This window comes from Stenotrophomonas sp. TWI809, assembly GCF_039673205.1.
In the GTDB taxonomy this organism is placed as follows: Bacteria; Pseudomonadota; Gammaproteobacteria; order Xanthomonadales; family Xanthomonadaceae; genus Stenotrophomonas.
Map to the genome: position 1 here is coordinate 156,962 of NZ_JBDJLE010000006.1, position 22,832 is coordinate 179,793.

Here is a 22,832-nt window from a genome sequence, read left to right on the forward strand (position 1 = left end):
ACGGCCTGTGTCCGGAGAAGTGGTGGAGCCAGGCGGGATCGAACCGCCGACCTCCTGCATGCCATGCAGGCGCTCTCCCAGCTGAGCTATGGCCCCACAGTTGTGCTGCGAGCCGCCTATCATAGCGGCGGTCTTGCCGAATGGGAAGAGGGTCGTCAAACAAAAAGCCCCGACCGAGGTCAGGGCTGTTTGTTTGAAGCTGGCGTCCCCACGGGGATTCGAACCCCGGTCGCCACCGTGAAAGGGTGATGTCCTAGGCCTCTAGACGATGGGGACGCGTTAAACCGAATTTTGGCTTCTATCGGACGGCCTGTGTCCGGAGAAGTGGTGGAGCCAGGCGGGATCGAACCGCCGACCTCCTGCATGCCATGCAGGCGCTCTCCCAGCTGAGCTATGGCCCCACGTTGTACCGCAAGCCGCCTAGTATATCTGCCTGTTCACGTTTGTGGAAGCCTTTCGGGCATCCGCATCGCAACCGCAGTAGGCGGTGAACAAAAAGACCCGGCATGCCGGGCCTCGGTGTTCTTCTGATGAGTGGCGTCCCCACGGGGATTCGAACCCCGGTCGCCACCGTGAAAGGGTGATGTCCTAGGCCTCTAGACGATGGGGACGCATAAACTCATCAAATTGTTCAGCACACCGAACGGCCTAAGGTCCGGAGTGGTGGAGCCAGGCGGGATCGAACCGCCGACCTCCTGCATGCCATGCAGGCGCTCTCCCAGCTGAGCTATGGCCCCACGATGCTGGAGGCGGAATTCTACGCGGCCGTGAAGCATTCGCCAAGTCTTTTTTCTGAAATACCGAAGAAAGAATGCATGCAGGCATCCATCTGCAGAGGCTGATCGTTGCCCGCGCGAGTGCACCAGCACGCACGCGATAAAACAGGCCGCCAATGCCGAGCGTTGCTCGATGCGGCACAAACAAAAAGCCCCGACCGAAGTCAGGGCTGTTTGTTTGAAACTGGCGTCCCCACGGGGATTCGAACCCCGGTCGCCACCGTGAAAGGGTGATGTCCTAGGCCTCTAGACGATGGGGACGCACGAAAACTTCAAATTTTGTCACTGCAATCTGATCGGCCTAATGATCGGATTGGTGGAGCCAGGCGGGATCGAACCGCCGACCTCCTGCATGCCATGCAGGCGCTCTCCCAGCTGAGCTATGGCCCCACGTCTTGAGGAGCGAAATCATAGCGACGACGTTTTGGATTGGCAAGAAAAAAGTGAAGAAATATCGTCATGCAATCCGCGGTCACTCGCCGGGCAGTCGTTGATGGCGCAGCCGCAGTGCATTGCTGATCACCGAGACCGAACTCAGACTCATCGCCACCGCCGCCAACATCGGCGACATTACGATGCCCAGCGGATACAGCACGCCGGCTGCAACAGGAATGCCGAGGCCGTTGTAGAGAAACGCAAAGCCCAGGTTCTGCCGCATGTTGCGCACGCTTGCAGTGGACAGCTGGCGCGCACGCAGGATGCCGCGCAGATCGCCCTTGACCAGCGTGACCTGTGCGCTCGACATCGCCACATCGGTGCCGTTGCCCATCGCGATGCCAACGTCCGCACTCGCCAGCGCCGGCGCGTCGTTGATGCCATCGCCGGCCATCGCCACCTTGCGGCCCTGCGCCTGCAGCGAACGGATCAACGCGGCCTTGTCGGCGGGGCGCATCTCGCCGTGGACGTCATCCAGGCCGAGTTCCCGCGCGACGGCTTCCGCGGTGGCCGCGCCGTCGCCGGTGGCCATGACGATGCGCAGGCCATCGCGGTGCAGCTGCACGATCGCTTCGGCGGTGGAGGCCTTGATCGGGTCAGCCACCGCGAGCAGGCCGCCAAGCTGGCCATCGACGGCGAGGTACATCACGCTGGCCGCGGTGCTGCGCAAGTGCTCGGCACGTTCGCGCAGCGTGTCCAGCGCGATACCGTGTTCGTCCATCAACGCGGTATTGCCAAGCAGCAGCTGCCTGCCGTCCACCGCGCCCTGCACACCCATGCCGGTGAGGGAATCGAAATCGTCCACGCTGGCCAGCGGCATCCCGCGCGCGCGTGCTTCGGCCACGATCGCGGCCGCCAACGGATGCTCGCTGCCCTGGTCCAGGCTGGCCGCCCATTGCAGGATCTGATCGGCAGCGAAGGGCGCCACCGCCTGTACGTCACGGAACGCTGGCTTGCCCTCGGTCAAGGTACCGGTCTTGTCGACCACCAGCGTGTCGATCTGGCGCAGTGCCTCGATCGCCTCGGCATCGCGGAACAGCACCCCGTGCTGCGCGGCGCGACCCGTGGCGACCATGATCGTCATCGGTGTGGCCAGCCCCAACGCGCACGGGCAGGCGATGATCAGCACCGCTACCGCGCTCAGTACCGCATGCGTCCATGACGGCGCCGGACCGAACAGTCCCCAGCCGAGGAACGTCAGCACCGCGACCGACAGTACCGCCAGCACGAACCAGTACGCGACGGTGTCGGCCATGCGCTGCATCGGGGCGCGTGAGCGCTGCGCCTGCGCCACCAGCTGCACGATCTGCGCCAGCATGCTGTCATCGCCAAGGCGATCGGCACGGACGACCAGGCTGCCAGTGCCGTTGAGTGTCGCGCCGATCACCGTGTCGCCCACGGCCTTGGCCACTGGCACCGGCTCACCGGTGAGCATGGATTCATCGATGGAGGAGCGGCCTTCGACGACCGTGCCATCCACGGGCACCTTCTCACCCGGGCGCACGCGCACGCGGTCGCCGGGCTGCAGCGCGGTAATGTCGACGTCTTCCTCACGGCCATCCGCGCGCAGCACGCGTGCGGTTTTCGGTGCCAGGCCGAGCAGCGCCTTGATCGCGGCGGATGTTCTTGCCCGTGCGCGCAGCTCCATCAACTGGCCGAGCAGCGTGAGCGAGATGATCATTGCTGCGGCCTCGAAATAGACGCCGACATGCCCGTGCTGCTGGAACGACGGCGGGAACAGACCGGGCGCGACGGTGGCGACCACGCTGTAGCCGTACGCAGCGAGCACACCCGTCCCGATCAGGGTCCACATGTTCGGGCTGCGGCTGCGGATCGACTGCGCCCAGCGCTGCAGGAACGGCCAACCGGCCCACAGCACCACCGGCGTCGCCAGGGCCAACTCGATCCACACCCGCAGATCGGGCGCCAGGCCATGCAGCACGGGGGTCATCGCCAGCATCGCCAGGGCCATCGTCGCCACACTCAGCGGCAGGCTCCACCAGAAGCGGCGGCGGAAGTCGGTCAACTCGGGGTTCTCGCCTTCCTCAAGGCTGGGCATCTTCGGCTCCAGCGCCATGCCGCACAGCGGGCAGGTGCCGGGGCCTTCCTGCACGATCTGCGGGTGCATGGGGCAGGTGTACAACGTGCCGGTGGGGCCTGGTTCGGCGATGTGCGATGCCGGATCCAGATAGCGCTGCGGGTCGGCCAGGAATGTTCGTCGGCAGCCATCGCTGCAGAAGGGGTAGTCGCTGCCGTCATGGTGGGCATGGTGGGCCGTGGCGGCCGGGTCGACTGCCATGCCGCAGACCGCGTCGGTGGTCATCCCGGCGCCGGGCGACGTCTTGCCACCGCAGCAGGTTGGGCCGTTGTCCGCACGGGAGGCCTTGCTGTGGCCGTGGGTGGCGTTCATTGGCGAGACTCGGTCAATGCCGTCAGGATCGGGCACTGTTCCTGATCGCCATGCCCGGGGCAGGCATCGACCAGCTGCTTGAGCGCGCCGTGCATCCGCTGCAGTTCGTTGATGCGCTGTTCGATGTCGGTGAGCTTGCTCACCGCACTGTGGCGGATCTGCGCCATGTCCTGGCCACGTTGATCGCTGAAGCCAAGGAGATCGGCGATTTCATCCAGGCTGAAACCCAGTGCCTTGGCGCGGCGGATGAACTGCAGGCGCGTCAGGTCGCTCTCGCTGAAGACCCGATAGCCGCCGGCGCTGCGCCGTGCGGTGGGCAACAGCTGCTGCCGTTCGTAGTAGCGCACCGTGTCGATGGGCACGCCGGCCTGGCGCGCGAGCTGTCCAATGTTCATGAGCACCTCGTGGATGACCGCTCCATTCTGAACCTTGGAGTCTGCTCCAGAGTCAAGCCTTGCTGGAACGCCACTGGAAATTCAGTTGGCGTGAAATTTACAACTAGTTGCATGGTCGCCCTCCCGGGACGGCCGTAGCCTCAGGCCATCTTATGTATCGATCTGTTCTGCCAGCCCCACGTTGGCAGACACTGTCCCAGGAGAATGGCCATGGACGCACCCCGCAACACGTTGCAGCCGGACCGCCGGCCGGACACGCCAACCCTGATGGAAGTCGCCGTGGTCGAATTCCCCGGTAGCCTGCGTGCCGCCGCCCCGATCCTCTCCGAGCTGGCCCAGCGGTGCAACCGCACGGTAGCCGCCGGCCGCCGCACCGGCGCACGGATGCTGGTCACCCGCTGGACGATGTCCGCCCGCGGCATGCAGCGGGTTGCCGGGGTGGAACTGTTCGGCGATGCGCTGCCCGCGATCATCGTGGTGCCGGGCAGTGAATCCAGCTGGACCATGGCGCCGCCGGATGAGCGTCTGCTGGCCTGGCTGCAGGAATGCCACGATGGCTGCAGCCTGCTCGCCGGCTGCGACGAAGGCGGGCTGCTGCTGGCCGCCGCCGGCGTGCTGGCCGGGCGCTCGGTCAGCGTTCCCGATCCCGCGCGCTGCCCGGCGCTGCGCACGATGGTGCCCAGTTGGCTGCCCAGCGAACGCACCCTGGTCGATGATGGTGACCTGTTGACCTCCTCCGGCCAGGATGCCTGGAAGTACCTCAGCCTGCGCCTGCTGGCCCGGGTGTACGGGCAGAGCGTGATGAACACCGTCATCCAGCAGCTGCAGTTGGTGATCCCGCGCACCGAACTGCATGACCTGGAACGTTTCAGCCCGAATTTCGCCCACGGCGACCGCTGCATCCTCAAGGCACAGCGCTGGCTGCACGGCATCGCCGCACGCGGCGCGGGGCTGGACGACATCTGCGCACAGGCCGGCCTGGAGCCGCGGACCCTGCAGCGCCGGTTCCTCAAAGCGACCGGCATGCGTCCGATCGAGTACTGCCAACGCCTGCGCATCGCCAAGGCGCAGTTGCTGCTGCAGGCGGGCGGGCTGGTCGACCAGGTGGCGTGGGCGGTGGGCTACTCCGACCAGAGTGCGTTCCGGCGGCTGTTCCTGCGCATCGTCGGGCTGACGCCGACACGCTATCGGCGCCAGGTGGCCGCGCAGCAGCGTGAGCGTGCGGCGTCGCACCCGGGCACCCGGGCGGTCGAACCGCTCCGCTCGGCGGCCTGAATCGCGCAACACCGGCACGCTTGATCCATTGACGCCTTGCTGGGACCATGCCGGCGGGCCCGATGCAACAGCCGTCGCCGCGTGGCAGGTCCCGGGCGATCGCGGAGAGAAACAATGATCAGCAGTGTAGGCCCGGTACCGCTTGCGGTCGTGTGGGTGTTGGTGGGTCTCGGCATTGCGATGCTGGTGGCCAGTGTGGTGCGTGCTCCGGCAATCGAGGGCGCACCGCGTCCGCGATCGGTGGTGGTGGACATGCTGCTGCTGGGCCTGCTCGCCGGGCGGGCAGGTTTCGTGATCTGGCATGCGGGCGACTATGTGGCCGATCCCTGGTCGGTGCTGCGTGTCGGAGATGGCGGGTTCCTGCTGTGGCCGGCACTGCTGGTCGGGCTGGGGTGGGGCGGGTGGCGCCTGCGTCGCTGGCCCACCCTGCGCCGCCCCGTGGGTGCCGCTGCGCTGGCAGGCCTTGTCGGTTGGGCCGTGCTGTCCACGGGCGCCGGCTGGCTGCAGCAATCGCGGGTGTCATTGCCGGCGATCACGCTGACATCGCTGCAGGGCGCGCCCGTCGCGCTTGACGAGACCCGCGGCGAGCCCGTGGTGATCAACCTCTGGGCGAGCTGGTGCGGCCCGTGCCGCCGCGAAATGCCGGTACTGGCACGCGCGCAGCAGCGCCATCCTGATATCCGCTTCCTGTTCGTCAACCAGGGCGAGACGCGTGAGGAAGTGGATGCCTTCATGTCGGCCGAACACCTGTCGCTGCGCAATGTGCTGCTCGACGAAGAGGCGCGTGTTGCCGAACGGCTGCAGGTACATGCGTATCCGACTACCCTGTTCTTCGATGGGCAGGGCCGGCTGCGGCACCTGCACCTGGGCGAGCTGACAGCCGCCGGCCTGCAATCCAAGCTCGACGACCTGTAAGGGTCGCGGGTCGTTTGTTCCATGAATCCAGGAGTCTTCATGACGTTGAAATCCTCGCGCACGCTGATCACCGCGCTGTCCGCCGTGCTGCTGATCACACTGGTCGGCTGCAGCCAGGCGCAGACGCCGAAGGCCACGGCCGAGAAAGCCGGCGGTGAACGCCCGGCGGTGCTGAAGGGCATCGAGAAGCATGGGTTCGAAGTGATCGGCGAGTTCGACGCACCCGGCGGCCTGCGCGGTTTTGCCGGCGTGGTGGGTGGGCAACAACCAGCGGCGGCGTATGTGACGGCCGATGGGAAGAATGTCGTGGTGGGCAGTCTGTTCGATGCCAACGGTGAAGATGTGGGCGCCGCGCCGCTGGAGAAGCTGGTGGCCAAGCCGATGTCCGAGCGCTCGTGGAAGAAGCTCGAGGAGAGTGCGTGGGTGCGTGACGGCAAGGCTGACGCGCCGCGCGTCGTCTATACCTTCAGCGATGCGAACTGCCCGTACTGCCATCGGTTCTGGGAGGCCGCGCGGCCGTGGGTGGACGCGGGCAAGGTGCAGCTGCGCCACGTGATGGTCGGTGTGATCCGCGAAGACAGCCCCGCCAAGGCGGCCGCGATCCTCACCGCGCCCAACCCCAGCGCGGCGCTGCTGGAGAACGAGCGCCTGTTCGACAAGGGCGGCATCAAGCCGGCGGCATCGCTGACGGCGGAAGTCGCCAACAAGCTCGATGCCAATCAGGTGCTGATGATCGAGCTCGGTTTCCAGGGCACACCCGGCATTCTGTTCAAGGACGCCCAGGGAATGGTGCAGCGCCGTTCCGGCATGCCGCAGGGGGATGACATGACCGTGGTGCTCGGCCCGCGCTGAGCACTGGCGACCGTAGTGCCACAACGCGCCGGGCATTGCCCGGCGCGTTGCGTTTGGGCGGCCGGATATCCGCTGGGTAGTGGGGGGGGCGACGCGCTGTCGCGTTCGACTTGATCTGGATCAAGGCTGAAAACGCCTGCGTCGCTACGCTTCCCTGCATGCGCTATCTCCTGGATTTCCCCGCCTGCAGCGGACACCTGGCCACCCAGTCAGAAAACTGCCTGAGAACGTTCACGGCGCTCTCACTTTGCGATTGTTACTCAGAGCGCTGGCGGCCGCGCGTCAACGCGGCGGTCATCAGGGATGAGGGGATCCCGTGCGAGCGTACCCATGCAGGCGATGTGTCCGATGGCGTGACCGCCACCGAACCACGCGTCGGCAGAGGTCGCGCGCATTGCAGTGCCGGGCTGCGTGCTCACCACCTGCGACGTTGTGAACGTCAGCCGGTGTTGACCCGCGGGACTGTGTACGGTTCAAGGAGGACGTGATGCGCTTGGCTGTGTTGACGGTCGCATGCGTGGCAGCGTTGGCTGCGGCGCCGGTCCATGCGCAGGATTCGGCTGCCGCGTTGCGGCAGGACATCCAGACGCTCCGGCAGACGCTGGAACAGATGGAAGAGCGCCTGCAGGCCATCGAATCCGGCAAACCTCCGCCCACGTCACCGAGGGTCACGGCGGCACCTGCGCCGAGCACGAGCGTCCCCGCCGCACCTTCGCCAGCGCCCCTGACCGCCCAGGCACAGGTGCCCGGCATGGGGCAGGCCATCCTTCCGCAACGCGACTCCGTTGCTGATCCGTCCACCGCCGCATCCCGCCCGGACAGTGCCGCCGGCCCGACCGATCCCGAGCTGAAAGGCTTCTTCGCGATCCCCAACACCGATACGCTGATCCGCATCGGCGGCTACGCCAAGCTCGATGCGATCGCCGATTCACGGGCGGCCGGCGACCAGGAGCAGTTCATTACCTCCTCGATCCCGGTCGGCAGTGCGCACCGGGATGTCTCCAACTTCACCCTGCATGCCAAGCAGACCCGCTTCAGCTTTGAAGCGCGGCGGCCGACCACCCATGGCAACCTGCGCTTCTACCTGGAGAACGACTTCTTCGGCAGCAGCGACAGCTATCAGTTCCGCCTGCGCCATGCTTACGGACAGCTCGGCAATACCTACGCCGGCTATGGCTATTCGACCTTCATGGATGCCGACAGCCTGCCCGACACCCTGGATTTCGCCGGGCCAGGGGGGGCGGGCTACCTGCTGGTGGCCGGCATCCACCACAGCTTCGCGATGGGCAAGGGCAACACGCTGACCGTGGCTGCCGAAGATCCGGATACCCAGTTGAGCAACCCCGCCGAGGGGATCATGCCGGTCGATCAACTGCCGGATGTCACCGTTACCGCGCGCATGGAGCGCGACTGGGGCCATCTGCAGTTGGGCGCGGTCGCCCGCAGCCTGGGCTACGACGGCGATGCAGGCGACGGCCGTCGTTTCGCCGGCGGCCTGCAACTCAGTGGCTCGGCCGCGGTGGGCGAGCAGGACCTGCTGCTGTTCGGGATGCTCGGTGGCAAGGGCCTGGCCCGCTATACAGCCGACCTGACCGGTTCGGGCATGGATGCGGTGGTGACCGCAGACGGGCGCCTGCAGGCGTTGTCGCTGTACGGCGGTTTCGTCGGTTACACGCATTACTGGTCGCCGCTCTGGCGTTCCAACCTGATCTACGGCCAGCTCACCAGCGGGCGCAACGAGGCGCTGGCCGCCGATGCGTTCCGCCAGAGCCGCTATGGCGTCTTCAATCTGCTCTGGAGCCCGGCACCGTCGTGGACGATGGGCATGGAACTGCTCTACGGACAACTGGAACAGCAACGCGGGCAACGCGGCGACACGATGCGGCTGCAGGGCAGCCTGCAATACAACTTCATCAAGTAACTCCCACCGCCCGGCACGACCGGGTCCCTGCCTGGCAAAGGAGCAAACGTCATGGCACAAGCAAAGAAAATCGGGGTCGTCGGCGCCACCTTCCTGGTGGCCGGCAACATGATGGGGTCGGGGGTGTTCCTGCTGCCCTCCAGCCTGGCCAAGATCGGCACCGCCTCCATCTGGGGCTGGCTGATCACCACGGCCGGCGCGCTGCTGCTGGCGTTCGTGTTCGCCAAGCTCGGCAGGCTCGCGCCCAAGGCCGGTGGCCCGTATGCCTATGCACGCGATTGGTTCGGCCCCTACATGGGCTTCCAGACCAACACCATCTACTGGTTCGCCAACTGGATCGGCAACGTTGCCATTCCGATCGCGGCGGTCGGCTACTTCAGCTACTTCTTCCCGATCCTGTCCGAGCCGCTGCCGCGCTGCATCGCCGTGCTGGCGCTGGTGTGGGCGCTGAGCTTCGCCAACGTCATCGGCCCGTCGTTCGTCAGCAAGCTGCAGACGGTGACCACCAGCTTCGCCCTGGTACCGATCCTGGGCATCGCGATCTTCGGCTGGTTCTTCTTCGATCCGACCATTTTCAAGGGCGCCTACAACGTCTCCGGTGAATCCAACTTCGGCGCGATCTCCAGTGCGGCGGCGTTGACGCTATGGGCCTTCATCGGCGTGGAATCGGCGTCGGTGACCGCGGGTGTGGTCGAAAACCCCGAGAAGAACGTGGCCCGCGCGACGCTGGCCGGCGTGTTCCTGGCGGCGATCGCCTACATCGCCAGCTCCTCGGTGATCATGGGCATGGTGCCCAACGGCGACCTGCAGGTGTCCGATGCGCCGTTCGCACTGGCGGCGGCCAATGCGGTGGGCGGCTGGGGCGGGGCGCTGGTGAGCCTGTGTGCGTTCGTGGGTGCGGCCGGCTCGCTCGGCGGCTGGATCCTGCTGACCGCGCAGAGCGCCAAGGCCGCCTCCGATGACGGTCTGTTCCCCAGCATCTTCAGCAAGACCAACAAGGATGACGTGCCGGTAAAGGGCGTGCTGATCGTGGCGGTGCTGATGACCCTGGCGGTGCTGGTCACCTCCACCTCCAAGACCGCCTCGGCCCAGTTCGATGTGATCACCTCCGCGGCGGTCGTGCTGACGCTGCTGCCGTACATCTACTCCTGCGTGGCCTGCTATTTCGTGGTGGAGCGCTCGCACACGCTGGTCCATACCGGCGCGTTCTGGCTGCTGACCAGTGTCACCGTCGTGTACTGCCTGTGGGCGATCTTCGGCTCGGCCGGCAACATCGTGCAGTACGCCTTCCTGTTCGTGTTGTTCATCACGGTGTTCTATCCGTTCTTCAGCGAGGAGCGTCGCCGCCAGCGCGGCCAGCTGCCCGCGCTCGACGCCGCCGTCCGCACGACGCTTTCGTGATCTTCCCCCAGGAGAATCCCTGTGTACTTCAAGTCCCTTGATTACCCGATCATCGTCATCGACGATGACTACGAATCCCCGCGCATCGGCGGCATCCTGATCCGTGCACTGGTGGACGAGCTGCGCAAGAATGACCAGCGCGTGCTGTGCGGGCTGACCCTGGCCGATGCGCAGGCCGGTGCGCGCACCTATGTGGCGGCCTCGGCGGTGCTGATCTCCATCGATGGCACCGAGGAGAACCCGGAGCAGTTCCAGCGCCTGCTGGGCTTCCTGCGCGAGCAGACGGCCCGGCGCGCCAACCTGCCGGTCTTCCTGTACGGCGAACGGCGCACGATCGAGAAGGTGCCGAGCAAGCTGCTGAAGTTCGTGCACGGCTACATCTTCCTGTTTGAAGACACCAAGAGCTTCATCTCGCGCCAGGTGATGCGTGCGGCCGAAGACTACATGGCCAATCTGCTGCCACCGTTCTTCAAGGCCCTGATCCACCACACCGCCGAATCCAACTACTCCTGGCATACGCCCGGGCATGCCGGCGGCGTGGCGTTCACCAAGTCGCCAGTGGGACGTGCGTTCCACCAGTTCTACGGGGAGAACACGCTGCGCAGCGATCTGTCGATCTCGGTGCCGGAGCTGGGCTCGCTGCTGGACCATACCGGCCCGATCAAGGAGGCCGAGAACGAGGCGGCGCGCAACTTCGGCGCCGACCATACCTTCTTTGTCACCAACGGCACCTCCACCGCCAACAAGATCGTCTGGCACGGAACCGTGGGGCGGGGCGATGTGGTGTTCGTCGACCGCAACTGCCACAAATCCCTGCTGCATTCGCTGATCATGACCGGCGGCATCCCGGTGTACTTCACCCCCAGCCGCAACGCGCACGGCATCATCGGCCCGATCAGCCTGGATCAGTTCACCCCCGAATCGCTGCAGCAGGCCATTGCTGCCAACCCGCTGGCGAGCAAGGCCTACAAGGCCGGGTCCAAGCCGCGCATCGCGGTGGTGACCAACTCGACCTACGACGGGCTCTGCTACAACGCCGAGAAGATCGCCGAGGAGATCGGCAGCGCGGTGGACTTCCTGCATTTCGACGAAGCCTGGTACGCCTACGCCGCCTTCCATCCGTTCTACGAGAACCATTACGGCATGGCCAAGGGCAAGCCGCGTGAGCAGGATGCGATCATCTTCACCACGCACTCCACGCACAAGCTGCTGGCCGCGTTCTCGCAGGCCTCGATGATCCACGTGCGCAACGCGGCTTCCCGTGAGCTGGACGCCGAGCGCTTCAACGAAGCCTTCATGATGCACACCACCACCAGCCCGCATTACGGGGTGATCGCGGCCTGCGATGTGGCCTCCAAGATGATGGAGGGCGCGGCCGGCGAATCGCTGGTGCAGGAGATGCATGACGAAGCGATCGCCTTCCGCCGCGCGATGCTGCATGTGCGCGAGGACCTGGGCCGGGACGACTGGTGGTTCAGCGTCTGGCAGCCGGACAAGCTGGAGCGCTCGCTGGCCAAGGGCGACGCACCGGCCCCGATGGTGGCCAAGCGCAGCGAGTGGTACCTGCAGCCGGATGCGCACTGGCACGGCTTCGATGGCCTGGTCGACGACTACGTGCTGATCGATCCGATCAAGGTGACCCTGCTCACGCCCGGGCTGTCGATGGACGGCGAAATGGGCCAGCGCGGCATTCCGGCCGCGGTCCTGAGCAAGTTCCTGTGGACCCGCGGCATCACGGTGGAGAAGACCAATCTCTATTCGGTGCTGTTCCTGTTCTCGATGGGCATCACCAAGGGCAAGTGGAGCACCCTGGTCACCGAGCTGATGGCCTTCAAGGAGCTTTACGACTGCAACGCGCCGTTGACCCGCGCGCTGCCGCAGCTGGCCGCCGAGTTCCCGATCGCCTACGCCGGCTGGGGCCTGCGCGATCTGTGCGATGCGCTGCATGCCTTCAACGCCGAGTTCGGCGTGGCCCAGGTGATGCGCGCGATGTACGTGGATCTGCCCGAGCCGGTGATGACGCCGGCCGAGGCCTACGACCACCTCGTGCGCGGCCAGATCGAGCGGGTCGACATCGAGCAGATCAGCGGCCGTATTGCCGGGACCATGCTGGTGCCGTACCCGCCGGGCATTCCGACCATCATGCCGGGTGAGCGCTTCGGCACCAGCGATGAGCCGATCATCCAGTCGCTGCGGATCGCCCGCGAGCAGAACGCGCGTTTCCCGGGCTTCGAGTCGGATGTGCACGGGCTTATCATCGATACCGACGGCGATGCGCCGAGCTACAAGGTGGAGGTGCTGAAGGTCTGACGCCTGCGCGCAGGACCCTCGGCCAGCGATGGATACAGCACGCGAGCAGCGGGTCCTCACGTTTTCCATCGGGGTGACGATGGCGGTCAGCGCCATCGGCTTCGTCGGTGGCCTGCTGGTAGGCTCGCAGGCCATCCTGTTCGACGGCGTCTACAGCCTGGTGGATGTGGCGCTGACCCTGGTGGCATTGTCGGTGCTGCGGCTGGTGGCGCGGGAAGAAAGCCCGCGCTTCCAGTATGGGTACTGGCACCTGGAGCCGATGGTGGAGGCCCTTGGCGGGGCGATCCTGTCGCTGGCCTGCATCTATGCGTTGGCCAACTCGGTGATCGGGCTGACCACCGGGGGTCATGAGGTCAAGGCGGGGCCTGCGCTGCTGTGGGCCGCCGTCCTGTGCGTGAGCAACCTGGCCATGGCGGCGTTCGTGCGTACCCGTGCGATGCAGCTGCATTCGGCCCTGCTGTGGCTGGACGTACGCGCCTGGCTGCTCAGCGGGTTGATGAGCCTGGCCGTGGTGCTGGCCTTCGCGATCGCCTTGCTGCTGCGCGGTGGCGCGCATGCCCACTGGATTCCCTATCTGGATCCGCTGGTGCTGGCCGCGATCAGTGTCGCGGTGTTGCCGGTACCGCTGCGCAGCGCCTGGAAGGCCATGCGCGAAGTGCTGCAGGTGGCGCCGGATACGCTGGATGCGCGCGTGCAGGCGGTGATGAAGGACTTCGTCGTCGAGCACGGCTATCTGGATTTCACCAGCCACGTGGCCAAGATGGGCCGCATGCGCTTCGTCGAAATCCACATCCTGACCCACCCGGACACGGTCATCGGCACCATCGGGAACGTGGACCGGCTGCGTGATGAGATCGCCGAGCGACTGGATGCGCGCGGCAGTGAGTTCTGGCTGACGATTGATTTCACGGCCGATCCGGCCTGGACCTGAGGCGCGCAGGCGGAACCTTGATGTCTGCACCGCAGCATTCCAAGGCACTGCGTTGACCTCAACCGCAGTTGAGGCCGGACACTGCGCGCCCACCCCCTGAAGACGCCTGACCCATGTTGATCGATGCTCCTGTTTCGCCCGCCGGCCTGTTCGGCTTCATCAATCCGTCCGGCCTGTACGACCCGACCGGGAACGGCTATTCCCACGTGGCGGTGGTCCGGCTGCCGGCACGCGTGATCCACATCGCCGGGCAGGGCGGGGAAACCGCCGATGGCGCTCTGTCGCCGAGCTTCGAGGCGCAGGTTGCCCAGGCGCTGGACAACCTGAGCCTGGCGTTGGCCTCGGCCGGTGCAACCCTGGCCGACGTGGCCAAGCTGACCGTACTGGTGGTGGATCACGATCAGGATCGGCTCGGCATCCTGTCCGATCAGATCGGTCGCCGCTGGCCCTTGGGTCGTGCGCCGACCTGCACGCTGATCCCGGTGCCGCGCCTGGCGTTGGACGGCATGCTGTTCGAGATCGAGGCAACGGCTTACACCGCCTGAACACCTTGGGCGAACGCCCCACACATCAATATATGAAACATATATGATGCGTATATCAACATTCAGAGGGCTGCCCATGGGCATCGTCAACATCGACGACGAACTGCACGACAACCTGCGCCGCGCCAGCGGCGTCTCCGGCCGTTCGATCAATGCCCAGGCGGGCTTCTGGATCAAGATCGGCATGCTGTGCGAGATGAATCCCGGCTCGACCTACCAGGATATCGTCAACCGTGAGCTGCGGGCCGCGGGCGTCGAGCCTGGCGCGTTGCGGGTGGCCGAAGCATGATCAAGACCGCGGAAGAACAGGCACTGATGCGCGCATCGGGGCGCCTGCTGGCCCAGGTGTTCGAAGCCTTGGACCAGCTGCCGCTTGAGGGCATGAGCACGCTGCAGGTGAACGACTGGGTGGAACGTTTCATCATCGATGAACTGCACGCCCGTCCGGCGAGCAAAGGCCAGTATGGCTTCGCTTACGTGCTCAATTCCTCCATCGACAACGTGGTCTGCCATGGCGTGCCATCGTCGGATGACATCCTGCGCAGCGGCAGCATCGTCAATCTGGACATCACTCTGGAGAAAGGCGGCTACATCGCCGATTCCAGCAAGACCTATCTGATCGGCGAGGTGGACTACGCGGCCAAACGGTTGGTGCGGGTGACCCGCGAGGCGATGTGGAAGGGGATCGGGGTGGTGCGCCCGGGGGCGACGCTGGGTGACATCGGTTTCGCGATCCAGCAGCATGCCAAGGCGCACGGCTACAGCGTGGTGCGGGAGTTCTGCGGCCACGGCATCGGCCAGGAGATGCACGAAGAGCCGCAGGTGCTGCATTACGGCCGTCGCGGTGATGGGCTGGAACTGGAGGAAGGCATGACCTTCACCATCGAGCCGATGATCAACCAGGGTCGCGCGGCCATCGACATGAGCGACGACGGTTGGACCGTCACCACCCGTGATGGAAAGCTCTCGGCGCAGGCCGAGCACACGGTGCTGGTGACTGCCGATGGCGTTGAGGTCTTGACCCTGCGCACGGGCGAGCGTCTGCCCGACTGAACCGCCTCATTCGCTACGTGTGGCCACCAGCTTGAGAAACGCCTCGTTCTGATACCGGCTCATGCGCAGCTGCTGGCCGGTATCCATGGTCACCACGTGGTGGCCGTTGAACCACGGGTGGATCGCTTTGACCCGGCGCACATTGACGATCGCCGAGCGGTGCACGCGCGCGAAATGCCGCGGGTCCAGGCGGGCGGCGAGGGTGGCCATGGTCTCGCGAAGCTCGTGCACGCGGTCGACCAGGTGGATCTCGACCGTGTTGCGCGCGGCCTTGATCCAGACGATGTCATCCACCGCCACCAGCACCACATGCTCGTCCACGCGCACCGGGATGCGCTGGAGGTAGTCGTCCCGCTGCCGCAGTGCATCCAGCGCCTGCAGGATCTGCATCGAGGCCTGTGAGCCCACGCCGCTGGCCGCCGACAGCCGCGCCTTCGCCCGCTGCAGCGTGGCGGCAAAGCGCTCCCGGCTGAACGGTTTGACCAGGTAGTCCACGGCATTGGCTTCGAAGGCCTTTACCGCGTACTGCTCGTAGGCGGTGACGAACACCGTGGCCGGCATCCGCTCCGCGCCGATGGTGGCGACCACGTCCATGCCGGTGATCGCCGGCATCTGGATGTCCAGGCACACCAGGTCCGGCGACTGGTTGCGGATGGCATTGACCGCCGATACGCCATCGCCGCATTCGCCGAGGATCTCGACATCCGGATCATCGCGCAGCAACCGGATAACCGCATGCCGCGCGATCGGCTCATCATCCACCACGAGCACGGTGAGGCTCATGCCGGTGCACTGCCCGGGAAGAACTCGGGTGCATCCTCGGCGCTCTCCAGTTCCCGGAATGGCACGCGGATGCGGCACACCACCCCCTCCGGCCACATCATGTCCAGCCTCACCTCGGCCGCCTCGCCGTAGAGTTCCTTCAGGCGCAGACGGGTATTGGACATGCCGATCCCGTGCCCGGCCGCTGCGGTTGGCTCGGCCGTCAGCGTGCTGTTGCGATTGCGTACCTCGATGCACAGTGCGTCACCGTCGCGGCGGGCCTCGATCTCGATGGTGTCGCTGCCCAGGCGTTGGCCGATGCCATGACGCAGGGCATTTTCCACCAGCGGCTGCAGGATCAGGCTGGGCACCGCGCAGTCCAGCGTGTCCGGGGCGATATACGTGCGGGTGGTCAGCCGATCCTTGAAGCGGATGCGCTGGATGCCCAGGTACAGCTCGATCAGGTCCAGCTCCTGGCGCAGGCGGATCTCCTGGCCGTCATAGTCTTCCAGGAAGGCACGCAGCAGATCGCTCAGGCGCAGCAGCATGTCCTCGGCCGAGACCTTGTCCTCGTCGAGCAGGGTAATGATCGCGTGCAGGGTGTTGAACAGGAAATGCGGCTGCAGCTGGGATTTGAGCGAGAGCAACCGCGACTGCGCCAGTTCGGTGGCCAACTGGCTGGCTTCCAGTTCGCGCCGGGCTTTCTCAGCGTGGAAATGGATCGCCTGCTGGATGGCGAACAGCGTCCAGTAGGTCAGCAGTCCGATGGCGAAGTGCTGCTCCAGGAAGTAGCCCAGCTGCTGAAAGAAACCGCTGGGCTCGAACAGGGTGGAAACCATCGCACCCACGATCATCGCAATGAACGTCATGCACAGGCTGGCCACCACCTGGGCACCGAGCCCATGCAGGCGCCCGGCGCCGCGCACCGGGAAGCGTTCGGCGAGGCGGAAGACGGTGGGGGCCAGCGCGGCCCACGTGTACCACTGGATCAGCGACCAGCGCATGAGGTCCCAGAGGGGCCATCGACTGTTCGGCAGGCCGGCGTTGATCGAGGTCTGGAGCGCAAACACCAGGGCCACCGTCGTCCACAGGGCGATATAGCGGGACAGGCGGATCCGGGTGCTGCCGAGGCGGATGTACATGGTCGATTCCGGGCCAGGCATCTCTGGCGACGCTCATCTTAGGCAGGCGGGGGGAGCGCGGGAAGCGCCATGACGGCCCATTACGATTGGCCACGTCGTGGCGACGATTCGTCCCGGATCGGTTGGCGGATCCAGCCAGCAGGCGCGTGATGCGGGCGTCCATCACCCGCCTGGAGCACCACCATGATCCTGATCCGACCCCTCCTGCTCGCCTCGTTGATGTGCGCCGGTACCGCCCACGGCGCAGAGGCGCGTTACCTGGGCCTGCTCAACCGGGCGCACGACAGCGTGGTGACTCTCGACGTCGCGCCTGCAGGCTCGGAAGCGTTCTCGCCCCGGTCGATCGATGTCCTGGCGGGTGGCGGCGGCAGCGCCATGGTCCGCCTGGCCGACGAAGGCTGCCGGTTCGATCTTCGTGTCGCGTTCCGCAACGGACGACGGGTGGTCTACCGCGATGTGGATGTCTGCAGGGGCGACACACTGGTCATCGCACCGCTGAAGAAGACACCCGGTGATCGTGCGGTCGCGCTGGAACCACGGACGCCAACGCGTGGCCGATAGCAGGGGTCGCGGCGAGTGCGGTCCGCCGTCCGCGCTTAAGGACCCGTAGGTGGCATGTGCTGCGCCACCAGCCTCGCGACCCAGTCGATGAATACCCGCAGCTTGGCGCTGACATGCCGGTTTGGCGGGAACGCGAGATAGAGCGGCATCGCATCGATGTGCCACCCAGGGAACAGCCGGACCAATTCACCGGCGGCTACATGCGGGGCGGCCATGTAGTCGGGAAGCCATAGCGCGCCCAGGCCCGCCACGCCTGCGGCGAGGTACGCGTTGCCATCATCGACCGCAAGCAGCTGGCGTCCCCTCACGGTGACCTGTTCGTCGCCACGTTGCAGGGTGTAGGGCAGTACCGTGCCACTGCGCGAGCGAAGGTAGCCGACCACGCGATGCGGGGCCTGCTCCAGGTCCTGCGGATGGGCGGGTAGGCCTGCCTGCTGCAGGTAGGCCGGCGAGGCGTGGATGGCCGCCGGCAGATCGCCGATATGGCGGGCGACCAGCGATTGATCCGTGATCTGTCCACCCCGGATCACGCAGTCCACATTCTCGTCGATCAGGTCGACGTGGCGATCGCTGACGCCCAGATCGAGCTGGATCTCCGGATAGCGGGCGAGGAAGTCGCGCAGCGCAGGGACCAGCACCAGCCGCGCAAACGGGGCAGGCACATCCACCCGCAGCCGCCCGCGCGGGGCTGACGCCGCACTGGACAGACTGGTTTCTGCATCATCGATATCGGCCAGCAGCCGGATCACGCGCGCGTAGTAGGCCGCCCCATCGGCAGTGACATTCACCTGCCGGGTGGTTCTGTTGAGCAGGCGCACCCGCAGCCGCGCTTCCAGCTGCTGCACCAGTTGGGTGACTGTGGTGCGGCTCATGTGCAGCGTCTGGGCCGCCTTGGTGAAGCTGCCCGTGTCCACCACCCGGGCGAAGGCCTGCATTGCATCGAACCGGTCCATCTGCCTTCCACGGGGAGGATGATTGTTTGGATTCTACAAACAATGTGGGACAGCAGACCGCGTTTATCCGGTGCGCATGGCGGTCTACTGTGGCCTTTCATTCGTGATGGGCCGGTATCGGCCCAAGGCAGAGGTGGTTCATGGCAACACGTGACGTCGTTTTTCCGCCGGGCCGCCAGGCCCTGTACGAGCGTAACCGCTACTCGCCGGCAGTGCGGTCCAATGGCTTCCTGTTCGTGTCCGGCCAGGTCGGCAGCCGCGAAGATGGCTCGCCCGAACCCGAGCTGGAGGCGCAGGTGCGGCGTGCATTCGACAACCTCAGTGCGGTGCTCGGCGCGGCCGGCTGCACGTTCGATGATGTCGTCGACGTGACCGTGTTCCTGGTCAATCCCGAGCAGATCTTCGAGCGGGTGTGGGCCGTCGTTCCGGAGTACTGGGGTGAGGCGCCGTATCCCACGCTCACCGGTATCGGCGTGACCTGGCTGTATGGATTCGACGTGGAGATCAAGGTGATCGCCAAGCTGCCGTAGCACGCCTTCACGCCGTGACGGCTGCACCTTGCCGATAGTGGGCCGTCATCCTGCTTCCTGTTGCGGACCCACATGCCCCTGATTCCCGAGCGCGTGCGGCGCTGGCCCCGGCCGTGGCGCGTGGCGTTGCTCTCGCTGCTGGCGCTGTATGCGCTGTACCTGCTGGCGGGCAATGTATTCCTCAATACGCCGCTGTTCGATGCGGTGACCAACCGCAAACCTGAAAAATTCACCATGCAGACCGGGCCGGCACTGACCCTGCTGCCTGGGCAGGCCGTGGTCTGGAACATCCGCATGCGCGGCCAGGCCAATCGAACGCAGTATGTGTTCCGTGCCGACCGCGCGAGTGCCTGGATCGATCTGCCGGCACTGTTGCGCAGGGAAGTGCGCATTCCGCGCATTGATGCCACAGGGGTGGAAGCCGAGGTCGAGCGGGTCGAAAAGGCGATCCCACCGCCCCCGCGCGGTGACCGTGGCTGGACGCTGCGGTTCGATGCGATCCACAGCGACACCATCCGTAGCGGGCGCTTCGGCAAGCTGCTGATCGTGGGCCAGGGGCGCGGTAACGTCGGTTTCCTCAAGCAGCTCAAGGGCGGCCCGTCGGAGCTGTTCGATTCCACGGCGGGCTTCGATGATGCCCAGGTCAGCTTCGACGGTGTCAACGTGCTGGACGATGCCCATATCGCCGCGCGCTTCCACTTCCCGCGGCACTATCGTGATGACGCGCCGGGTTTGCAGAAACTTGGCATCACCTGGGCGCAGCTGCAGATCGATGCGCGCAGCCAGGGCCTGCGCATCGATACCGGCGGCCCACATGTCAAGGTGGGTAGTGCGGTCTCCAATGCACGCCTCACCGCGGACGTAACGCTGGAAGAGGGCGCCCTGCGACCGGGCAGCCGGCTGGTCTGGCGGCTTCCCCTGCACGCGGGCGTGAACGCCGATGACCGCGGCCTGCTGTCCCTGCAATTGGATGTGGCGCAGGACATGCGTGTCCAGGCCCGGCTCCCGCGTGACCCGGAAACGGGTAGCGAACTCAATGCCGATCTGCGCGTGACCGGCCGGAAGATTCCGTTCCAGGCGCCGGCCGAGCTGCTTCCGCGGCTGTCTGGCAAGGTGCAGGGCGCCTGGCAGTTCCAGTCGCTCAACTGGATCAGCGATCTGTTCGTGAAGAAACCCTGGTTCCACCTCGACGGCGGTGGGCTGCTCAAGGCAGACGTCATCATCGCCGACGGTCAACTGGCACCGGGCAGTACGGTGGATATCCCGCAGGTGGCCGCCGTAGCCGAGGTTGCAGGGGTCCGGATGCGCGGCGACGCCCACGCACAGGGTCGGATCGTGGAGGGCGAACCACCGCAGGCCGAGCTGAAGGTACAGATCCCGCGCTTCCAGGCTGCGCCAACCAACGCGCCGAAGGCGGTGTTGTTCGATGGCCGCCAACTGGCGCTGACCCTGCGCGGGGATGCGCGGTTGAAGCAGTTGAGCGACGGCATGCGCGCCCAGCTGCGCTTCACCGATGCGCGGGTGCCCGACCTCACCGCCTACAACCGTTATCTGGGCAACGACAACGTGCGCCTGCTCGGCGGTACCGGTCTGCTCAGCGGTGATGTGTCGCTGGATGCCTCCGGTCGGGTAGGCAAGGGCAGTGCCGATCTTCGTGGCACCGGCGCCCGGCTCAGTGTGGCCGGCATCGCGATGCGCGGCGATGCGCAGCTGCAGGCGCGTCTGCAGCGTGCGGATTTCGACAGCCGCCAGTTTGATCTCGGTGGCACCACGGTGGACCTGCGCAACATCCACGTAGGTGATGAAAAGAGTGACGGGCGTTGGTGGGGCAAGGTGGCGATCCGCAGTGGCCACATCGATGCGGCCGCGCCGTTCCAGGTGGATGGCCTGGCCGACCTGCGCCTGCGCGATGCCGGGCCGTTGCTCGGCGTGTTCGCCCAGCGCAGCGAATACCCGCGCTGGGTGCTCGGGATGCTGGATTCCGGAGAGGTGCAGGCCAGTGGGCAGCTGCGCTGGCGAAGTGGCGAGCTGATCGTGGAGGATCTGCAGGCCGAGAACGAGCGACTGTCCCTGCAGGCGCGGCTGGATCTGAGTCATGGCAAGCGCCGTGGCGATCTCTACCTGCGCTGGGGCGTGCTGGGGGCCGGCATCGAGCTGCAGGGCGAGCAGCGCAAGTGGCACCTTGCCGGGGCCCGCGACTGGTATGCGGAGCAGCCGCGGCTGCTGCCGGCCAAGCCCGCCGCAACGAAGCCGGGTGACGGCACGCGCTGACCGGACGCATCTGTTCCCCCCTGGCCGGGCGTGGCTTGGTATCCTCGCCGCGCCCACTGTCTGGTGACAGCGTGCCTTTTCGCCGTCATCGACCCGTCATCCCATGAGCAACAGCACCCACCGCGTCCAAGGCCTCAACAACGATGAGGTGGCCGCCGACTGGCCCGCCATCACCGACCGCGAGATCACCTGGCTCAGTGAGCGCTTCGCGCCGCTGGCGGGCGCGTGCCGGCTGCTGTGGCACAGCCCGCGACCGATGTCCGCCGCGGCCATTGTCGAGAGCGACACGGGCCGGGTGTTCGTCAAGCGCCACCATGGCAGCGTCCGCACCGCGGCTGGCCTGGGCGAAGAGCATCGTTTCATCCGGCACCTGGCCGATCACGGCGTGCCCGTCGTCGAGGTACTGCGTGACCGCGATGGCGCCACTGCGGTGGAGCACGAAGGGTGGACCTACGAACTGCATGGCGTGGGCCATGGCCAGGATCTGTATCGCGATGCGCCCTCCTGGACGCTGTTGACCGATACCGCGCAGGCGCACGAAGCGGGGCGGATGCTGGCCAGACTGCATCTGGCATCGGCCAGCTACCACGCGCCCCAGCGCAGCACTCATCTGCTGGTTGCCCGCGATGACCTGATCCGTGCCGCTGATCCCATCGCCGCCCTGCAGGCCGGGCTGGACGATCGCCCCGGGTTGGCGGCCTATCTTGCGCGGCAGGACTGGCAGGCCGATCTGCAGCGGGCGGTGCTGCCATGGCATGACGGCCTGGCCGAGCGGCTGCAGGCCGAACCGCGCCTGTGGGCGCACAACGACTGGCACGTGTCCAATCTGCTATGGCGGCTGGACGGCAGGTCCACCGTGGTCGATACCGTGCTCGATCTTGGGTTGGCCTCACCGACCAGTGCCTTGTTCGATCTGGCCACCGCCATCGAACGCAACGCGATTGCCTGGCTGGCGCTGGAAAGCGGCGAGGCGGCTGTGCGCGTGGATATCGCGCTGGCGCTGCTGGCCGGCTACCGCGCGATCGTGCCGCTGTCTGCCGAGCGCGTCCACCTGCTGGCCGATCTGCTGCCGATCGTGCAGCTGGATTTCGCACTCTCTGAAGTCGAGTACTTCGAGGCCGTGACCCACTCGCCGGCCAATGCCGACGTGGCGTACCACACCTTCCTGCTGGGGCATGCTGACTGGTTCAGCAGCCCGGCAGGGCAGGGCCTGCTGAAGGCAATGCACGCCGCCGCCTGAGCGCAGGCTCGCAAATCCGTACGGTTTGTAGTGAAATAGTCACAGAAGCGGGGGTGCCTGGCGAAACCAGGCTGAGAGAGTCCCTTGGAACCTGATCCGGTTTGCACCGGCGTAGGGAGCTTTGAGCAGCAGGCATACCGCCGTGATGGGTCGG

General features: G+C 66.1%; 19 protein-coding genes, 7 tRNA genes and 1 riboswitch. Of the genes, 14 read left to right on the forward strand and 12 right to left on the reverse strand.

The genetic code is table 11. The features are described from left to right. Window positions 1-20: 20 nt before the first annotated feature. The 9 genes from ABE472_RS07165 to ABE472_RS07205 form a co-directional block, all read right to left on the reverse strand. Window positions 21-96 (reverse strand) — tRNA-Ala (locus tag ABE472_RS07165). Window positions 97-200: 104 nt separating this feature from the next. Then, window positions 201-276, reverse strand: a tRNA-Glu gene (locus ABE472_RS07170). A 49-nt stretch (window positions 277-325) separates the two neighbouring features. After that, window positions 326-401: transfer RNA gene (locus ABE472_RS07175), tRNA-Ala, on the reverse strand. 134 nt (window positions 402-535) lie between these two features. Further along, window positions 536-611, reverse strand: a tRNA-Glu gene (locus ABE472_RS07180). A 50-nt stretch (window positions 612-661) separates the two neighbouring features. Beyond that, window positions 662-737, reverse strand: a tRNA-Ala gene (locus ABE472_RS07185). 224 nt (window positions 738-961) lie between these two features. Next, window positions 962-1,037: transfer RNA gene (locus ABE472_RS07190), tRNA-Glu, on the reverse strand. 53 nt (window positions 1,038-1,090) lie between these two features. Then, window positions 1,091-1,166: transfer RNA gene (locus ABE472_RS07195), tRNA-Ala, on the reverse strand. An 82-nt stretch (window positions 1,167-1,248) separates the two neighbouring features. Then, window positions 1,249-3,534 carry a heavy metal translocating P-type ATPase gene (locus ABE472_RS07200; protein ID WP_346462700.1) on the reverse strand — a complete coding sequence of 762 codons (2,286 nt, stop codon included), beginning with the start codon at window positions 3,532-3,534 and terminating at the stop codon, window positions 1,249-1,251. An 83-nt stretch (window positions 3,535-3,617) separates the two neighbouring features. Next, window positions 3,618-4,016 carry a heavy metal-responsive transcriptional regulator gene (locus tag ABE472_RS07205; protein ID WP_313218658.1) on the reverse strand — a complete coding sequence of 133 codons (399 nt, stop codon included), beginning with the start codon at window positions 4,014-4,016 and terminating at the stop codon, window positions 3,618-3,620. A 210-nt stretch (window positions 4,017-4,226) separates the two neighbouring features. Between ABE472_RS07205 and ABE472_RS07210 the strand changes: the two genes are divergently transcribed. The 10 genes from ABE472_RS07210 to map all read left to right on the forward strand — a co-directional run bounded on the left by ABE472_RS07210 (window position 4,227) and on the right by map (window position 15,219). Next, a complete protein-coding gene (locus ABE472_RS07210; protein ID WP_313218656.1) occupies window positions 4,227-5,291 on the forward strand; it encodes a helix-turn-helix domain-containing protein in 1,065 nt (354 codons plus the stop codon). 114 nt (window positions 5,292-5,405) lie between these two features. Further along, on the forward strand, window positions 5,406-6,206 hold the full coding sequence (locus tag ABE472_RS07215) for a TlpA disulfide reductase family protein (RefSeq protein WP_313211158.1): 801 nt from the start codon (window positions 5,406-5,408) through the stop codon (window positions 6,204-6,206). A gap of 39 nt (window positions 6,207-6,245) precedes the next feature. Further along, window positions 6,246-7,058 carry a thiol:disulfide interchange protein DsbG gene (gene dsbG / locus ABE472_RS07220; RefSeq protein WP_346465954.1) on the forward strand — a complete coding sequence of 271 codons (813 nt, stop codon included), beginning with the start codon at window positions 6,246-6,248 and terminating at the stop codon, window positions 7,056-7,058. 487 nt (window positions 7,059-7,545) lie between these two features. Continuing rightward, window positions 7,546-8,979: a DcaP family trimeric outer membrane transporter gene (locus ABE472_RS07225; RefSeq protein ID WP_313211160.1), complete on the forward strand. Its 1,434-nt coding sequence runs from the start codon at window positions 7,546-7,548 to the stop codon at window positions 8,977-8,979. Window positions 8,980-9,030: 51 nt separating this feature from the next. Continuing rightward, window positions 9,031-10,380, forward strand: coding sequence for an arginine/agmatine antiporter (adiC, locus tag ABE472_RS07230; RefSeq protein WP_121037144.1), 1,350 nt, complete (start codon window positions 9,031-9,033; stop codon window positions 10,378-10,380). Between the two features lie 21 nt (window positions 10,381-10,401). Continuing rightward, a complete protein-coding gene (locus ABE472_RS07235; RefSeq protein WP_346462606.1) occupies window positions 10,402-12,690 on the forward strand; it encodes an Orn/Lys/Arg decarboxylase N-terminal domain-containing protein in 2,289 nt (762 codons plus the stop codon). A 28-nt stretch (window positions 12,691-12,718) separates the two neighbouring features. Continuing rightward, complete coding sequence (locus ABE472_RS07240; protein WP_313211162.1) at window positions 12,719-13,621, forward strand: cation diffusion facilitator family transporter; 903 nt, start codon at window positions 12,719-12,721, stop codon at window positions 13,619-13,621. 113 nt (window positions 13,622-13,734) lie between these two features. Then, on the forward strand, window positions 13,735-14,166 hold the full coding sequence (locus ABE472_RS07245) for a RidA family protein (protein WP_346462604.1): 432 nt from the start codon (window positions 13,735-13,737) through the stop codon (window positions 14,164-14,166). 76 nt (window positions 14,167-14,242) lie between these two features. Further along, entirely contained in the window at window positions 14,243-14,455 is a 213-nt protein-coding gene (locus tag ABE472_RS07250; protein ID WP_346462602.1) for a ParD-like family protein, read from the forward strand. Next, window positions 14,452-15,219 carry a type I methionyl aminopeptidase gene (gene map / locus ABE472_RS07255; RefSeq protein ID WP_313211165.1) on the forward strand — a complete coding sequence of 256 codons (768 nt, stop codon included), beginning with the start codon at window positions 14,452-14,454 and terminating at the stop codon, window positions 15,217-15,219. The genes ABE472_RS07250 and map overlap by 4 nt, the downstream gene beginning before the upstream one ends. A 6-nt stretch (window positions 15,220-15,225) precedes the next feature. Here the strand turns inward: map and ABE472_RS07260 are convergent, their stop codons facing one another. Both ABE472_RS07260 and ABE472_RS07265 read right to left on the reverse strand, forming a co-directional pair. Continuing rightward, window positions 15,226-16,002 carry a response regulator gene (locus ABE472_RS07260; protein ID WP_346462600.1) on the reverse strand — a complete coding sequence of 259 codons (777 nt, stop codon included), beginning with the start codon at window positions 16,000-16,002 and terminating at the stop codon, window positions 15,226-15,228. Beyond that, window positions 15,999-17,123 (reverse strand): histidine kinase, encoded by a 1,125-nt coding sequence (locus ABE472_RS07265; protein ID WP_346462598.1) that lies wholly within the window; start codon window positions 17,121-17,123, stop codon window positions 15,999-16,001. Before ABE472_RS07265 ends, ABE472_RS07260 begins: the two co-directional genes overlap by 4 nt. Window positions 17,124-17,306: 183 nt before the next feature. Here ABE472_RS07265 and ABE472_RS07270 point away from each other — a divergent pair, with 183 nt between their 5' ends. After that, entirely contained in the window at window positions 17,307-17,684 is a 378-nt protein-coding gene (locus ABE472_RS07270) for a hypothetical protein (protein ID WP_313211168.1), read from the forward strand. Between the two features lie 35 nt (window positions 17,685-17,719). Here ABE472_RS07270 and ABE472_RS07275 read toward each other — a convergent pair whose 3' ends face one another. Beyond that, window positions 17,720-18,637 carry a LysR family transcriptional regulator gene (locus ABE472_RS07275; RefSeq protein WP_346462596.1) on the reverse strand — a complete coding sequence of 306 codons (918 nt, stop codon included), beginning with the start codon at window positions 18,635-18,637 and terminating at the stop codon, window positions 17,720-17,722. Window positions 18,638-18,777: 140 nt separating this feature from the next. Between ABE472_RS07275 and ABE472_RS07280 the strand changes: the two genes are divergently transcribed. The 3 genes from ABE472_RS07280 (at window position 18,778) to ABE472_RS07290 (ending at window position 22,678) form a co-directional block, all read left to right on the forward strand. Then, window positions 18,778-19,167 (forward strand): RidA family protein, encoded by a 390-nt coding sequence (locus tag ABE472_RS07280; RefSeq protein ID WP_313211170.1) that lies wholly within the window; start codon window positions 18,778-18,780, stop codon window positions 19,165-19,167. 72 nt (window positions 19,168-19,239) lie between these two features. After that, entirely contained in the window at window positions 19,240-21,438 is a 2,199-nt protein-coding gene (locus ABE472_RS07285) for a hypothetical protein (RefSeq protein WP_346465955.1), read from the forward strand. Window positions 21,439-21,541: 103 nt separating this feature from the next. Further along, a complete protein-coding gene (locus tag ABE472_RS07290) occupies window positions 21,542-22,678 on the forward strand; it encodes a phosphotransferase (RefSeq protein WP_346465956.1) in 1,137 nt (378 codons plus the stop codon). A 39-nt stretch (window positions 22,679-22,717) separates the two neighbouring features. Continuing rightward, a riboswitch (TPP riboswitch) is annotated at window positions 22,718-22,813 on the forward strand. Window positions 22,814-22,832: the final 19 nt, after the last annotated feature.

What these genes read in the sequence shown, in the direction of transcription:
- adiC (WP_121037144.1), top strand. Translation starts at nt 9,031, where the DNA reads ATGGCACAAGCAAAGAAAATCGGGGTCGTCGGCGCCACCTTCCTGGTG.
- ABE472_RS07240 (WP_313211162.1), top strand. Translation starts at nt 12,719, where the DNA reads ATGGATACAGCACGCGAGCAGCGGGTCCTCACGTTTTCCATCGGGGTG.
- ABE472_RS07215 (WP_313211158.1), top strand. Translation starts at nt 5,406, where the DNA reads ATGATCAGCAGTGTAGGCCCGGTACCGCTTGCGGTCGTGTGGGTGTTG.
- ABE472_RS07270 (WP_313211168.1), top strand. Translation starts at nt 17,307, where the DNA reads ATGATCCTGATCCGACCCCTCCTGCTCGCCTCGTTGATGTGCGCCGGT.
- ABE472_RS07280 (WP_313211170.1), top strand. Translation starts at nt 18,778, where the DNA reads ATGGCAACACGTGACGTCGTTTTTCCGCCGGGCCGCCAGGCCCTGTAC.
- ABE472_RS07275 (WP_346462596.1), bottom strand. Translation starts at nt 18,637, where the DNA reads ATGGACCGGTTCGATGCAATGCAGGCCTTCGCCCGGGTGGTGGACACG.
- ABE472_RS07200 (WP_346462700.1), bottom strand. Translation starts at nt 3,534, where the DNA reads ATGACCACCGACGCGGTCTGCGGCATGGCAGTCGACCCGGCCGCCACG.
- ABE472_RS07260 (WP_346462600.1), bottom strand. Translation starts at nt 16,002, where the DNA reads ATGAGCCTCACCGTGCTCGTGGTGGATGATGAGCCGATCGCGCGGCAT.
- ABE472_RS07205 (WP_313218658.1), bottom strand. Translation starts at nt 4,016, where the DNA reads ATGAACATTGGACAGCTCGCGCGCCAGGCCGGCGTGCCCATCGACACG.
- ABE472_RS07265 (WP_346462598.1), bottom strand. Translation starts at nt 17,123, where the DNA reads ATGTACATCCGCCTCGGCAGCACCCGGATCCGCCTGTCCCGCTATATC.
- ABE472_RS07225 (WP_313211160.1), top strand. Translation starts at nt 7,546, where the DNA reads ATGCGCTTGGCTGTGTTGACGGTCGCATGCGTGGCAGCGTTGGCTGCG.
- dsbG (WP_346465954.1), top strand. Translation starts at nt 6,246, where the DNA reads ATGACGTTGAAATCCTCGCGCACGCTGATCACCGCGCTGTCCGCCGTG.
- ABE472_RS07210 (WP_313218656.1), top strand. Translation starts at nt 4,227, where the DNA reads ATGGACGCACCCCGCAACACGTTGCAGCCGGACCGCCGGCCGGACACG.
- ABE472_RS07290 (WP_346465956.1), top strand. Translation starts at nt 21,542, where the DNA reads ATGAGCAACAGCACCCACCGCGTCCAAGGCCTCAACAACGATGAGGTG.
- ABE472_RS07285 (WP_346465955.1), top strand. Translation starts at nt 19,240, where the DNA reads ATGCCCCTGATTCCCGAGCGCGTGCGGCGCTGGCCCCGGCCGTGGCGC.
- ABE472_RS07250 (WP_346462602.1), top strand. Translation starts at nt 14,243, where the DNA reads ATGGGCATCGTCAACATCGACGACGAACTGCACGACAACCTGCGCCGC.
- map (WP_313211165.1), top strand. Translation starts at nt 14,452, where the DNA reads ATGATCAAGACCGCGGAAGAACAGGCACTGATGCGCGCATCGGGGCGC.
- ABE472_RS07245 (WP_346462604.1), top strand. Translation starts at nt 13,735, where the DNA reads ATGTTGATCGATGCTCCTGTTTCGCCCGCCGGCCTGTTCGGCTTCATC.